Raw genomic sequence first — 14,247 nt, forward strand, 5'->3', positions numbered from 1 at the left:
TGATTTATCTGGATGATTTAATGAAGCAAAGGATACCTGTCATAATAAGTAAAATACTTCCGAGTTTCGCTAAAGTAACCGGATTTTTCGGCAAACCCATAAGCCCGAAATGATCAATAATCGATGAGGCAACCATTTGCCCGGCAATGATCAGAATAAATACGGGTAGGGTGCCGATTTTCCCTGTGGCATAGGAAGTGCTAAACATGATGCCTACACCCAAAACCCCGGCAATCACGATCCATGGAAGAACATGAAGCTGCAGCGGAGATGGGGATTTCATACGCCATAATAAAAAGGAAGCAACCACGATTTGGATGGCGGAAACACCGATAATCATTCCGTATTGTCCCTGCACTTTCCCGATGTGCGCATTCATCATTCCTTGGGTAACGCCCAATAATCCAGCAGAAAAAGCAAGTATGAAGCTGATCTTGTTGACTAACATTCGCTTATCTCCTTTTAATTAAAAGCCAATCTCAATGGGCAATGATCCATTAACAATCCGGCAAGTCTTCCCTCTGTCGTAACTCCCTGTCAAATAAAAAGCAGCATCCGTCTCAGAGCGGAGCTCTTCCCATTCTCCCTTCAGCGCATGTGAGCGTCCGATACTGACAGGAATGATGCAGTGTTCAGGCTGAATCCATGCGAGAATGCGGGCATTAAAGCCATCATCCATCCCATGATGGGAAACTTTCCAAATGCTGCACGTAAGATCTGTCCGCTGTACCAGCCGTTCCCATCCCGGTTCTAATTGATCCCCTCCGAATACAACGCTCGACTGCGACTCTCCTTCGCTGCTAAGTCGATATACGGAGCTATCATGATTAGATAAATCAAAAAAACGCGGTAAATTCTCTTTAAACCCATTGTCCTCAGCTTCATCTGAGAGAGCTTTCAAGAGCATCTCGTAGGCTGGAAGTGGATCTCCTTCCCAGGGATATAATTGGGTTAAGGTGATGCCTCCCTCCGACCAAATGGTCGACTGATCGCTTGATCCATACGCGCTGCGCCATTTAATCTCTGTCCCCTGTTCAATTAGTACCTGAATCAATTCCAGATAAGTGGCCAGCATGCGGTATACTCTAGTAGTAAAATCATCCCTTAGCTCTTCGACCAGCTCTACCGGTGGCAGCACAAAGGGCTCATACGGCAAAACGGCTTGGACGACCGACTTGGCTCTTGCAACATCCAGAAGCCCGTTGACATGATCTTCATGAATATGCGTAAGCAGCATCCACTCCAGCTGATCAACGTCATTGCGGTTCATCCAAGACAAGGGATGGTCTTGCTCTTCGGAGAATGTACCGTCCCCTCCGTCAATTAAGCAGACACCGCCGGAAGGCAGCCTGATCAGATGAGCATCCCCCCACCCGACATTCAAGAATTGAACTTTCGTATTCAACATAAGAATTTCCCCCTTTATCGTTCGTTTGTCGTTGTATCCTTCTCAAATGGCAGCAAATGAATGTGATGCTTATCCAACGCCAGATGCACCGTTCCCTCCAAATACCCTCGCATGCTAGGACTTGAGTCATCGACAATCCATTGCAGTGGAGCATCATTGATCCAATAACGGATCATGCGCCCCAGGAAGCTGCTTCTCTGAATGACGCCGCTCCAAACATTGTGACCTTCCGTCGTCTTATCGACGAAGGAGACGCATTCCGGTCGGATGACAACCGTCACCCGGTCACCTGTCCGAAAGCGGTAATCGCTTCGATAAACGCGAAATACGGTGGTTCCGCATTTTACAATCAAATCCTCGCCCTCTTCAGCCGCTACTTCGCCCTCTATAAAATTAGCCGTACCGACAAAATCGGCAACAAACTTGCTTTCCGGTTTAAAGTAAATATCCCAAGGTGTCCCTACCTGCCCGATACGCCCCTTGTTAAACACAGCGATTCGATCCGAAATCGATAACGCTTCATCTTGATCATGCGTAACAAAAATAGCGGTAATGCCCAATCGCTGCTGCAATTCTCTTAGTTCATCTCTGACTTCTACTCTCATTTTGGCATCCAAATTGCTGAGCGGTTCATCCATTAATAGCACTTTCTGCCCCATAACCAGTGCCCTCGCAAAAGCAACGCGCTGCTGTTGTCCTCCGCTTAACGCTCTAGGGAGCCTGTCTTGCAGCCCTTGAAGCCCGAACATGCTGAGCATTGCATCAACTTTGTCTTTCACTTCTTGCCGAGTCGGTCTCTGCAGCTTTAAACCGTAAGCAATATTCTCGAAGACGGTCATATGAGGGAATAAGGCATACTCCTGAAAAACAAGCGGTGTATTCCGTTTATATACAGGCAGCTCATTCATATTTTTACCTTCTATAAAAATGTCACCGGCATCCGGTTCGTAGAATCCGGCAATCAGCCGCATCAACGTCGTTTTGCCGCAACCGCTTGGCCCTAGGAGTGTTGTGAAACTGCCTGCGGGTATATCGAGAGACACTTGACTAATGGCGTCGAAGTCTCCGAACTTTTTTGAAACATTGGCGATTTGGATCATCGGTTTCTCCGTGTTCATGGTTTCCTCCACTTATAGTTCTATCGATCTGCCCTGCTTCTTCAAGAAAAACTGTGCTGCCAACAGCACTATGAAGGCGATGGAAATCAGCACTACCGTAAAGGCCGATGCGCTTCCCCAAGCCCCGTTCTGCACTAATCCAAGAATAGACACCGTACCTACGGAAGTTTTCGCAGAATAAATGAAAATAATAACGCTCAAGCAAGTAACGGATCGCAGAAAAGACACGACAATCCCCGAGATAAACGGTCCTCTCAACAAGGGAAGCACAATTTTCCTGAAGGTGGCGAAGTTGCTTGCGCCGAGATTGAGTGAAGCTTCTTCCAGCGCTCCGCTGATCTGCTGAAGACCCGCCAGACTGGCGCTATAGCAGGTCGGTAAATTCCAGAACATGAGGGCAAGAACCATAATGAGAGACGTTCCCGAAATCATTAGCGGTTTCTCATTAAAGGCCATTGCAAAACCAAGCCCTAAGAATACGCCCGGCACAGCTCCCGGCAATATCGCCAAGAAATCAAGCAGTCGGTTGATGCCAATACGCTTCCTTTGCACAATATAAGCTAATGGCAGGGCAAAGAATCCGGCCGCTAACGATGCAAACAAAGCGAATTTCAAGCTGTTGAAAATTTCTCGTCCTTTGGCCTCCACATAAAGGAGATTTTGCAGCGTGAAGGACCAGTCAAATCCCCATGTCTTGGTGAAAGCTCCATAAAACAAAACTCCATAGACCGAAAGAACAACGAGCGTGACGAGCATGCAGAAAGCGAATAGCCCCCATTTCACCGCAAAGGGCAGTGGAAAATGTTCCAGCGAAGATTCTTTACCGGTAACGGTGATGTAGGAACGTTTTCCTACCCATGCCCTGTTCCAAATAAAGAGACCAACTGCGGGAACCAGCAGCGCGGTTGAGAGCACAGCAGCCGAATTTAAATCGAACATCCCCGACATTTGCATATACGCCTCTGTTGGAAGAACCGTAAAATTCCCTGCTATGATCATGGGATTCCCGAAGTCAGCCAGAACATTCATGGCCGTAATTAAGGCTCCGCCTGCAATACCCGGCCTGCACAGAGGAAGAAAAACTTGTTTGAAAACTTGCCAATGAGAGGCTCCAAGATTATATGCCGCATACTCCAAATTGGTGGAAGTAGACTTGAGCACACCGTGAATAACCGCATAAGCATATGGAAAAAAAGTCATCGTTTGAACTAGCCAAAGCCCATGCCAGCCGTAGATATCTATATTAACGTGCAGCACATATTTTGAAATGATTCCCTGCCTGCCGAAGAGCAGGATGTAGGATAAAGCAACAATGAATGGAGGCGAAACAATCGGCAAAATCGTTATAAATTTAAAGAGTCCTTTGAAAGGAACTTTCAGCCTTGTAATCGTGTAGGCAAAAATAAACGCAATGACCGTACATGAAACGGTTGAGATTGCTGTCATGAATAAGCTGTTTAGAGCTGCATGATACCATCTGGAGAACGTAAAAAGTTTAAAATAATCCTCCGGGCGAGTGAAGCTTAGCACCTTCAGAATGGGCCAAATGACAAAAAAACATGTGATCAGAATGATCGCTGCCACCCCCAACGCTAGGGCAGGTTCATTCCGCAACCTCTTTATTTCCGACCAGGTATCTTTGACAGTAGATGAAATCAAATCTTTCCACACCTTTCGGTTATAAGCATGCACCTCCTCCCGCCGATTGGCCGCAGGAGGAGGTGTACAAGCTTTTCCTTACAACATTATTTGCCTGTCATTTCAGTAAATTTCTTCACAACATCTGCTTTCATCTGAGCAGCTTTATCTCTGTCATAGTTGACCAATTTGACATCCTCAATCTTGATCATGCCGTCCGGTGGCGCTACATCTTTTCTTACGGAGTAACGATTAGACATCTTCGTATTCATTTCCCCAACCGGTTTGGTTAACAACCAGTCCACGAATTTCTTCGCATTCTCTGTATTCGCTCCACCCTTCACAACACCAACACCGCCGATTTCAAAAGCCGTTTGCTCAGGAACGATAACTTTAATTGGGTAACCCTTTTGAGCCGATTTAACGATATCATGCGCCCATGACATACCAGCTACAAACTCGCCTGTCGCAGTAAGCGTAATCCCGTCCCCTGCTGCTGGTGTATAATGATGAACATTTGTATTAAGCTTTTTCAAATAGTCCCAGCCTTTTTCTTCTCCCAAACGGAACAACTGGTCAGCCACGAAGATATAACCGCCGCCCGCTGTCGCCGGATTGGACGTAAGGAATAGGCCTTTATAGTTAGGATCAAGCAGATCGTCCCATGTCGCCGGCTCTTTCACACCTTTTGGCGCAAGCTCTTTTTGGAATCTGTCTTTGTTCAGAACGATACCGAGAACGCCCATGTACCAACCTTGCCAGTAGCCCTTCGGATCGTTAAAACGAGCTTCGATATCCTTGGCATTAGGAGACGTGTACTTTTCAAGCAATCCCTGCTGAGCAAGCGGCTCGTAGAATTCGACCGAACCTCCTACAAAGATATCTGCTTTAGGCGCAGCCTTTTCAGCTTGAATGCGCGTACTCGCTTCACCAGCACCGCTTAAACGCAAGTATTCAATCTCAATACCCGTATCTTCTTTGAACTTCTTTTGAATTTGTACGATATCATCTTCATTTAATGCTGCGTAGACAACCAGTTTCTTCGACTCCGGTGCTTTCGTCTCTTTCGCTGGCTCACTGCTCGCCGTGCTGGCTGGCGTTGATGCTGGTGAACTGGCTGTCTTGCTGGCACCGGCTCCACACCCTGATAAAACAGTGGTTAACATGAAAGAAGCTGCTAATAACAAACTTACAGTACGTGCTTTCGGTTTCAGAAACATTTCCATCCTCCTAGATGTGTTCTCTTTCGTATATTTGGTTGAATCGACTTACTCCCGCAATAACCCTATTGTGCAGTTACCGTAGCTGTAACTTTGGCCTGTCCATTACTTGTCAGTGCATCCGTCCAAGATTTGGTAGTTCCAGGCGCTACAACCGCTGATACATATCCCATATCGTCATCACCGGAAGTTCCGTCTGAATCATAGACATGGATTTCAACATTGGTATTTGATGGTTTCGCGACATAGACGGTGTTGTAGTTTTCTGAGAAGTTAGCTCCGAATTCAGCGTCGTTAGCGCCAAAAGCTATATTGTAAACTTGATTTTTAGGGGCATCATTTTTCTTCCAGAACCTGGCATCCGTCTGTCCTTGGCCGTTGACATAGGCTTTAATGTAGATATCGCTTTTACCACCGAACGGGTCGCGATCTTCAAGACTTTGCGTGTTCTGGAGAACTATTTTATGAGAGTAGTAAGGATTAAACACATAGGTATGCGAGAAATTACCGAGACCATTCAGGTGCACATCGACTTGATGAGCCGGATCAGACCAGTTCATTCCCTGTAAGGCTGGGCCATCATCGCTATCGTCCCATCCCCATGGGGCATTCGCTGAATTAGCCGTATTGTTGTCCCCTGCAAAGGTCCCCCAAGAAGCGAAAATGTTAGGGTTATTCCGGCGGCTCCAAAGATCTCCCCACTCGATTAAGGCATAACCGTAATGGTTCGTATAGCTGCCTGATGTATTAGTCGGAAACTGCGCTACCCCCGTGTAATCGTAGACAATACCATCTCCTCCTGGCGCGGATGATCCATCGTAAGCTTTGACGCCATGCCCACCGCTAGGACTCTGTCCATTCGCTTGGCAAAACACCATGGGATGACTTCCGTTGAAGAGAACGCCACCGTCAACGTTATCAGTACCAGAGGTAATGTTAGGATCATTCGTGTAATCGTACCATTGATTATGTGCCATGGTTTCCATCAGCTGGAACGACCCATAGTTGGATCCATCCTTCTTGATCACAAGGAACAGGCCTTCAAGGTCATTTTCATGAGCATCAAGCGGTCTAGTGTAAGCATCATCTCTTGCATGGAACAAGTCGTACTCGATAAAGTAATGCGTTGTCGTTTCGGACACTTTATAGTAGACATAGGCATTCTCATTGTAATTGGAGAGATTATCCCAGTTATTCCGAGCCAAATAATCGCCGTCATAGTTGAAATTGGTAATAAAATCTGCCCTTACATCCAGATCAGCATTCACATCCTGGTAAATCTGAGGCGCCCAGTAGGCAGCCAGCTCTGAGTAACTTGCAGCATGAGTGGTGCTCGCACTAGTGAAGAAAGGAACCGCCAAAGTTATAATCGACATTAGACCTAACATTTTTTTCCTCATTTAAAATGCCCCTCCGTGAAATCAAATTATTTTCATCCAACATCCTGTCACCCTATGATTAGCAAGTCCTCCTTCCTTCCTCGATGCGTATCATGCTGTCTGACATCTAAAATTATAGGTAAGATATCTCGTTTGTGTCAATCAATCCAATGTTAAATAATTGTGTAGATAAACCGCTTGATTTTGCTAATAATATGGCTTAACTAGTCTTTCAAATTTCAAAAAATGTGGTACACTATTGTTGTCAGACAGCTTTGAATTTTATGTAAACATTGAACATACCATCATCAACCTATAGAGAGGAATCGCTGAAATTTGGAGAAAAAGCTGCTTTATCTCAGAGTCAAAGAAGAGATTGAACGAAGCATCAACGAAGGCGAGCTTAAGCCGGGAGACAAGCTTCCGTCTGAGCCGGAGCTCGCCAAGAAATACGAGGTAAGCCGCCCTACGCTCCGAGAAGCGCTCAAGATGCTTCAGCGTGAGAAGGTGCTCATAAGCAAAAACGGTGTCGGGACCTACGTCAACAATCGTCCGGATTTCATTATTAATCCCCTGAGCAAGCTGCAAAGCGTGGGTCAAATGATCAAAAATGAGGGGTATATCGAAAGCGAATTAGACATCAAGATCTACACACGGGAGCCCGAGGAAGATTGGAGAAAACAACTGCAAATCGATGATGAGGAAAAGGTTGTCATTTTGGAGCGTTCGCGAACAGCAAACGGCAAGAAAGTGGCATTTTATTATAATATTTTCCCGCAGAGTTTGGTGGCAGGCCATTTTGAGGGGGAATTTTCCGGGGCCATCTTTGATTTCTTAAAGAGCAGAATGGGCATCAACATCGCCTACGCCATCACTGAAATTTGCGCATTAAGCAGCTCTGAAGAGATGGATCAGAATGCGGTGAACGTGCTCGGCAATGAAATTTTATTATTAAAACAGCTACATTTCGATGAAGAGGATCGACCTGTCTTCTATTCGCTGGACTACTTGAAAAATAGCGTTTTTAAATTTTTTATTAAACGTGAATAGAAACGAAAAAGACGTATGTTCCTGTCCCTCTTTTGCGACAAGAATATACGTCATTTCATTACTTCTCAAGAAATCCTGTGGAAGGATTCGTAATAAAAAAACCTTCTTCCGGAACATGAAAATATTGAATCCAAACGCCGTCTAACAGGCTCTCTCTTTTATCTAACAACACATTAATCCCTTTATCGGTTTCTACGATTTCATCATTTTCAGTTGCATCATCCAAGATAACGTCATAATGGCCATGATCTCCATGATTTTGAGTAATAATGACTCGAACCATCTTCCCCTCCGCACCTTCTTGACTCAACATTTCCTTTAAAATTTTAGCTGCGTTCCGGTTTATTTTGCATTTCATCGTGGCTTTCTCCTTGAATCAAGATTAGTTTAGCCTTCCTAACTTCACCCAATCGCCCATAAAATATTCCAAACATACGGAAATAGAAGCAATGCTCCTCCCAACATAAAAAAGACTGCATTCACCCAAGGAGGAAGAGTGATTGTAGTCTTTTTAGCTCTTGCTATTTGTTAATGATTAGCGTCTAAAACCTTGCAATTGCTGCTCTGCTATTTGCACCAAGCGTTTGGTGATGGTACCACCAATTGAGCCTGCATCGCGCGTAGCCAGATTGCCATTGTACCCATTGGGTTGCAACGCAATCCCTAACTCTTGAGCAACTTCATATTTCAATTGATTTAAAGCCGCTTTTGCCTCTGGAACAACTAATGTGTTACTGTTTGCCATAACTAAATCACTCCTTCTCGTGGTGTAATCTTATCATGTGGAGTGAAAGGAAGACTTATACATTCAAATTCAAAGAAGTTAAATTTCTTGCTCTGTTCATGATTTTGAGGAAGGTTTGAAGGTCCTCTGTGGCCACATCTTCATTACTTCTGACGATGTTTACGTTTTCCTTCTGGCTTCTCAATTCATCTATTTCAAGCTTGAGCTTCGAATTCTCGTGCATCAACTGCTCAAATTTTTGCGCTTGATCCTTCGCGATCTTAATGATTTGCCTAAATGCATCCTCATATTTCGGCATGATTGGTTCCTCATCCAATGTTGGCATGACAGGAATCGCTGCATGGATGTCTCTTTTTTGTTGTTTGCGTTTCATCCTGAAAAATTTAGCGTCATTGATTTCCGTCTCGTACTGATGCCTCAGTTCTTTATTCCACCTAAACCCACAGGCGGCCGCCGTGCGATTCAGTTTACTCGCTGAGTCTTCAAATGCAGCAAGCTGCGTACTCCCATTTTTAATATGGCTAATTACCGTTTGAGCTAACGTTACATCATGATTATCTGTCCAAGCATCTTCTCGTCTTTTATCTTTCATTCTAGTTCACCTTCTTTACTATGTTATTAGAAATTGTTACCTGTAATATTATTTTTATTCAATGGACATGCATAAAAGACCCACATATCGTATATGTAGGTCTCTTTTAACTAGTTTGCAATCTATTCTTTACTGCTGGTACTTACTTGATTGTCACTTTCTTTTTTAACCCCTTTGCTTTTGTACGGTTTCGGGGCGCTTTTTGCTCGATTGGCACTAGCTTGCCATCTATTCCAGCCTTTTTTGTCCGTTCCTCTGCCTGTTCCTTTGCCTTTGCTCATGTAATCACTCCGTTCCATTCATCTGATAGAAAGCTATTGTATCATGAAAATGGAATTATTCATCTATTCTTTGGTAGTAAGCTATGGAAAATCACGCCGAAAATCACGCAGCACATCCCCGTCCAAGACAGCATCGTCGGAAATGCCGCACCAAGAAATAACATTTCACCGAATATGGTAAAAATAATTTCACCGGCTTGCGTCGCTTCTACGGCAGCCAGTTGCTGAGATGAGCGTTTCACCCGCTCCGTTGCTGTGAAAAAAAGAACCGTGGCAATCACGCCTGAGCACACAGCCACAAGAGCGGACTGCCCGATTTGCCCTACGGTAGGTGCGCCTGCTTTAACACCAGCATAGAGCGAGAGTACGATCCATAGGGGAAGACTGGCTATTGTCATGCCTAGCACGCGCTGATACGTATCTAACCGCTCTTTGCAAACCTTCATCATCTTCCGATTGCCCAGCGGATATGCAAAAGCTGCCAGTAACACCGGCAGCGTACCTACAAGATCCTCTTTCACGGAGAGTTGATCGCTATGCTCCGCCTGGACAACGATTACACCAATTATAATAAGAAGTGAAATAAGCAAACCCTGTACAGGGAGTTTTTCCTTGAATAATGGAGCAAGCAATGAACCTGCAATAATGGTTATTTGCCAAGTGGCTGCAAGCAACCAGCCAGGTGTATAGGCGGCGGAAAAGCAAAGCGGCACATAAAATAGCCCGAATCCGACAAAACTCCACCCCATCCACACCCATAATTGCTTTCTTATTTCATAAAGAAGAACCTGTAGATTCCCCCTGAGCCCTACTATTAACAAGAGCAAAGGGAGCATGAATAGATAACGAAGTGTAGCACTCCATACCCAATAGCCTCCAGATAACTCCATGGATCGGTTCATGATGAAGGAAAATGAGAAAAAGAATGACGCCATGATGCCATATAACATCGGCAGAAATGAACTCATCCCGCTAAATAGGCTTCTTTTACTTGATCATTGACAAGCAATGTTTTGGCGTCATCCTCCAAAATAATTTCTCCCGTCTGTATGACATAACCGCGATTCGCAATTTGCAGAGCTTGATAGGCATTCTGCTCCACAAGTAGAATCGTCATCCCAATTCGGTTCAATTCGCGGATAATGTCAAAGATTTGATCCACGATAACCGGGGCCAACCCCATCGATGGTTCGTCAAGCAGCAGCAGCTTGGGCCTCATCATAAGCGCGCGGGCGATGGCTAACATTTGTTGTTCGCCGCCACTCATGGTGCCTCCCGTTTGATTCAAGCGTTCACGCAAACGCGGAAAATAATCAAAAGATTGTTCCATACGCTCTTTCATCACTTTTTTATCTTTCACAGAAAATGCGCCCATCTCCAAATTCTCTTTGACGGTTAGCTTGGGGAATATGCGCCTGCCCTCCGGAACATGCGCGATTCCTTCCATTGCCGTTTGGTGAGGCTGCCAACTCGAAATGTCTAGCTTGTTAAACACGATGGAGCCTTTCGTTTTCACTTGACCGCAAATGGACTTCAGTGTCGTAGACTTTCCCGCTCCGTTGCACCCGATCAAGGTAACAATTTCTCCTTCATGAACATGAAGAGAAATCCCTTTTAATGCCTGAATACCTCCATAATAAGCCTGAACCTCTTGAAGCTGTAATAAGCTCATCATTTCACCCCTTCTACTAAGGCGCTTTTACCTAAATAGGCTTCAATGACACGCGGGTTTGAACGAACCTCCCGAGGAAATCCTTCCGCAATCTTCACACCGTGATCCAATACCAGGATGTAATCGGATAATTCCATGACTAGCTTCATATCGTGTTCAATCAATATAATCGTAAGATCCATTTCCCGTTGAATCCTACGAATAAGTGCCGTCAAATCTTTGGTTTCACTCGGATTCATTCCCGCCGCGGGTTCATCGAGCAACAGCACTTTAGGTTTTGCGGCGAGCGCTCTCGCAATCTCAAGCCGTCTTTGCGCTCCGTAAGAGAGGCTGTTCGCATTTTCATTAAGCGATGAGGCAAGACCTACATACTGCAATAACCGATAGGCTTCATCCATTGCCTTTTGTTCCTCAAGCCGAATTTTCGCCAATCCCAGTAAAGTACTGACGATTCCACCTTTCAAATGGATATGCATGCCGACCATCACATTTTCAATCACCGTCATATTGCCAAATAAACGTATGTTCTGAAACGTACGGGCAATGCCTCTTCCCGTAATGCGATCAGGCTTGACATTCACAATCGACTTGCCTTCCAATTCGATTTCACCTTCATCAGGCGTATAAATACCGGTAATCATATTAAAAAAAGTCGTCTTCCCGGCACCGTTGGGACCGATAACTGCGGAGATTTTCCCTTTTTGAAAATCAAAATGAACACCATTAACGGCTACAAGACCGCCGAAACGTTTGACTACCTGTTTAACTCTTAAAACGGTCATTGGACGATCCCTCCGCTTTGCGGGGCTATTGGATTCACCGACGCTGATGGCGTTGATGTTGATGAAACCCGATCCTGAATCAGCCTTTCGTTCACTTTGCGATTTTTCACGGAAATCAATCCATTGGGCCTAAAGACGGCGAAAAGAATCAGAATAGCCCCAAATATGAAGCGCTGCATCTTGGCTGGAGATAAAGCAAAAGGAATGTGGACGACGCCTTGCAGCGTCAATTGATTAAGCCAATTCGCAAATTCCGTCAGCACCTGCAAGTTAAGAATCGTAATAAGCGCAGCTCCAAGTATGACGCCGGGAACACTTCCCATTCCGCCTAATACCACCATGACTAATATCGTTATGGATTCAAGCAAGGTGAAGCTGGACGGATCGATAAACGTCTGTTTGGCTGCAAAAACGACCCCCATCATGCCGGAGAACGAAGCCCCTACAGCAAAGGCTGTCAACTTCGTGCGAATTAACGGAACGCCCATCGATTGGGCGGCAATTTCATTCTCTCGAACGGCCTTCCAGGAACGCCCTATGCGGGAATGCTCGAATCGTTTTACCCCGAAAATCACGAACGCCAATATCCCAATCACAATGAAATAAAATTCATGAGGATGCGTGAATTCCAGTCCGAAGAGATCAGGCGGCTTAATCGACGAGATGCCCTTTGCGCCGTTCGTAATATTAATCGGCTTCTCTAAGTTATTGAAGATGATCCGAACAATCTCACCGAAGCCCAATGTCACAATCGCCAGATAATCGCCTTTTACCCTAAGTACGGGTAATCCGAGGAGGACGCCGAACAGCGCAGCTATAAATCCGCCAATAAAAATAAACAGCCAAAACGTTGAGCCTGAAAGCGGAAAGAAATCCCCTGACAAAAACTTGTTCGCTTGGGCGGTAGAGAAGATGCCGTATGTATAAGCTCCAATCGCGAAAAAAGCGACAAAACCCAAATCCAGCAAACCTGCAAAACCAACGACAATATTCAGTCCGAGCGCCATGGCGATATAAATGCCGCTTTGCGTAGCAACTTCCATATAAGACTCGTAGGCCGGGCCTCCCGATGAAGCAAACGGAATAATAAGAATGACCAGGACACCGCCAATGATCCATTTGATCTTCGTCGTGAAGGAGGTGTAGTGCAGCAAAAGCAAGGATGCCAGCAAGAATAAAAAGGCGATGACCGATTTAGCCATCGTATAAACGCTTAGCGCCGAAACCAAGACAAGAAGAACAAGGATCAGAGCTTGCATTTTCGAGTTCTGCGCGAATGCCTGTTTTATTTTATCCATATGAGTCACCTACACTTTCTCCTTGACGGCTTTGCCAAACAGGCCTTCCGGCTTAAAAATTAATACGATGATAAGAATCATAAAAGCAAACACATCTTTATACTCTGAACCGAAGCTGCCCCCCGTCAGTAAACCCAGATTCGACGAGGCAAACATCTCGAGAACGCCGATGACCAATCCGCCAAACATGGCTCCCCGAATGTTTCCTATACCTCCAAGAACAGCTGCCGTGAACGCTTTCAACCCTAATATGTAGCCGATAAATGGATCGATTGTACCGTATTGCTGCGCAAATAGAACCCCTGTTGCCCCACCTAAAGCGGATCCGATAAAAAAAGTCAGGATAATGATTTTATTCACGTTAATCGACATTAACGAAGCCGTTTCCCGGTCTTGCGCGACCGCTCGCATGGCGACTCCCCATTTGGTACGGTTAATAAAAAAATCAAGGCCGATCATTAAAAAAACAGCCACTGCGATGATAATGACCGTATTGGTTTTCAAAGACGCGTCACCGAGCCAAGAGCTGAGCGATGACGTGCCGATTGTCATGCTTTTATCGAATAACGTAATACTGCTAATGATGTAGTTTCCTGTTCGCAATTCAGAGATAAATCGAACGATATCTTGAACCACGAAGGATACACCAATCGCGGAGATCAGCGAAATGAGCTTCGGTGCTTTTCGCAGAGGCTTGTAAGCAATTCGTTCAATCCCAACCCCAAGCAATCCCGTAACCAGCATGGCGATAGCGAGAATCAGAACGTAGGCGACCCATCCCGGCATCCCGCCAAGCCATCCTGTCGATTGGAAAAGGAATAAGACTCCCGTTCCAACGAATGCACCTGTCATAAAAATTTCACCATGCGCAAAATTGATCAGTTCCAGAATGCCGTAAACCATGGTATACCCTAAGGCAACGACCGCATAAATAGCTCCTAAAGCAAGCCCGTCGATCAATACTTGGGGGAGTGCGTGCAGGATGTTAAGGATCATTGAGCTTCTCCTTTCGCTGATAAATAAAACGTAAAGAGGTATATCTCCCTAAGCACATACCTCTTTCC

General features: G+C 45.3%; 16 protein-coding genes. 1 reads left to right on the forward strand and 15 read right to left on the reverse strand.

The annotated features are described in order from the left end of the window. Positions 1 to 4: 4 nt before the first annotated feature. The 6 genes from GON05_RS23475 to GON05_RS23500 all read right to left on the reverse strand — a co-directional run bounded on the left by GON05_RS23475 (position 5) and on the right by GON05_RS23500 (position 6,784). Complete coding sequence (locus GON05_RS23475; RefSeq protein ID WP_157322442.1) at positions 5 to 448, reverse strand: DMT family transporter; 444 nt, start codon at positions 446 to 448, stop codon at positions 5 to 7. Between the two features lie 18 nt (positions 449 to 466). After that, positions 467 to 1,408, reverse strand: a complete 942-nt coding sequence (locus GON05_RS23480) for a ComEC/Rec2 family competence protein (protein ID WP_157322444.1) — start codon at positions 1,406 to 1,408, stop codon at positions 467 to 469. Positions 1,409 to 1,422: 14 nt separating this feature from the next. Beyond that, on the reverse strand, positions 1,423 to 2,526 hold the full coding sequence (locus GON05_RS23485) for an ABC transporter ATP-binding protein (protein ID WP_157322446.1): 1,104 nt from the start codon (positions 2,524 to 2,526) through the stop codon (positions 1,423 to 1,425). 12 nt (positions 2,527 to 2,538) lie between these two features. Next, on the reverse strand, positions 2,539 to 4,197 hold the full coding sequence (locus tag GON05_RS23490; RefSeq protein WP_185157242.1) for an ABC transporter permease subunit: 1,659 nt from the start codon (positions 4,195 to 4,197) through the stop codon (positions 2,539 to 2,541). 74 nt (positions 4,198 to 4,271) lie between these two features. Beyond that, positions 4,272 to 5,384, reverse strand: a complete 1,113-nt coding sequence (locus GON05_RS23495) for an ABC transporter substrate-binding protein (protein WP_157322451.1) — start codon at positions 5,382 to 5,384, stop codon at positions 4,272 to 4,274. Between the two features lie 65 nt (positions 5,385 to 5,449). Beyond that, positions 5,450 to 6,784 (reverse strand): hypothetical protein, encoded by a 1,335-nt coding sequence (locus GON05_RS23500; RefSeq protein ID WP_181646671.1) that lies wholly within the window; start codon positions 6,782 to 6,784, stop codon positions 5,450 to 5,452. 315 nt (positions 6,785 to 7,099) lie between these two features. Between GON05_RS23500 and GON05_RS23505 the strand changes: the two genes are divergently transcribed. After that, positions 7,100 to 7,813: a GntR family transcriptional regulator gene (locus GON05_RS23505; protein ID WP_127456375.1), complete on the forward strand. Its 714-nt coding sequence runs from the start codon at positions 7,100 to 7,102 to the stop codon at positions 7,811 to 7,813. Between the two features lie 58 nt (positions 7,814 to 7,871). Here GON05_RS23505 and GON05_RS23510 read toward each other — a convergent pair whose 3' ends face one another. From GON05_RS23510 to GON05_RS23550, 9 genes are all read right to left on the reverse strand, one after another. Then, complete coding sequence (locus GON05_RS23510; RefSeq protein WP_157322454.1) at positions 7,872 to 8,171, reverse strand: iron-sulfur cluster assembly accessory protein; 300 nt, start codon at positions 8,169 to 8,171, stop codon at positions 7,872 to 7,874. A gap of 177 nt (positions 8,172 to 8,348) precedes the next feature. Next, positions 8,349 to 8,558 (reverse strand): alpha/beta-type small acid-soluble spore protein, encoded by a 210-nt coding sequence (locus GON05_RS23515; protein ID WP_127456387.1) that lies wholly within the window; start codon positions 8,556 to 8,558, stop codon positions 8,349 to 8,351. 55 nt (positions 8,559 to 8,613) lie between these two features. Next, on the reverse strand, positions 8,614 to 9,150 hold the full coding sequence (locus GON05_RS23520) for an RsfA family transcriptional regulator (RefSeq protein ID WP_157322456.1): 537 nt from the start codon (positions 9,148 to 9,150) through the stop codon (positions 8,614 to 8,616). Positions 9,151 to 9,272: 122 nt separating this feature from the next. Further along, complete coding sequence (locus tag GON05_RS23525; protein ID WP_127456391.1) at positions 9,273 to 9,431, reverse strand: DUF3934 domain-containing protein; 159 nt, start codon at positions 9,429 to 9,431, stop codon at positions 9,273 to 9,275. 59 nt (positions 9,432 to 9,490) lie between these two features. Further along, the gene (locus tag GON05_RS23530; RefSeq protein ID WP_157322458.1) at positions 9,491 to 10,399 is read right to left on the reverse strand and encodes a DMT family transporter; all 909 of its coding nucleotides are present in this window, start codon (positions 10,397 to 10,399) and stop codon (positions 9,491 to 9,493) included. Beyond that, a complete protein-coding gene (locus GON05_RS23535; RefSeq protein WP_127456436.1) occupies positions 10,396 to 11,103 on the reverse strand; it encodes an ABC transporter ATP-binding protein in 708 nt (235 codons plus the stop codon). The genes GON05_RS23530 and GON05_RS23535 overlap by 4 nt, the downstream gene beginning before the upstream one ends. Then, the gene (locus tag GON05_RS23540; RefSeq protein ID WP_157322460.1) at positions 11,103 to 11,885 is read right to left on the reverse strand and encodes an ABC transporter ATP-binding protein; all 783 of its coding nucleotides are present in this window, start codon (positions 11,883 to 11,885) and stop codon (positions 11,103 to 11,105) included. Before GON05_RS23540 ends, GON05_RS23535 begins: the two co-directional genes overlap by 1 nt. Further along, entirely contained in the window at positions 11,882 to 13,183 is a 1,302-nt protein-coding gene (locus tag GON05_RS23545) for a branched-chain amino acid ABC transporter permease (RefSeq protein ID WP_157322462.1), read from the reverse strand. Before GON05_RS23545 ends, GON05_RS23540 begins: the two co-directional genes overlap by 4 nt. Before the next feature lie 9 nt (positions 13,184 to 13,192). Next, positions 13,193 to 14,179 (reverse strand): branched-chain amino acid ABC transporter permease, encoded by a 987-nt coding sequence (locus GON05_RS23550; protein WP_157322464.1) that lies wholly within the window; start codon positions 14,177 to 14,179, stop codon positions 13,193 to 13,195. Positions 14,180 to 14,247 lie beyond the last annotated feature (68 nt).

Source organism: Paenibacillus anseongensis, assembly GCF_009757995.1.
Lineage (GTDB): Bacteria > Bacillota > Bacilli > Paenibacillales > NBRC-103111 > Paenibacillus_E > Paenibacillus_E chondroitinus.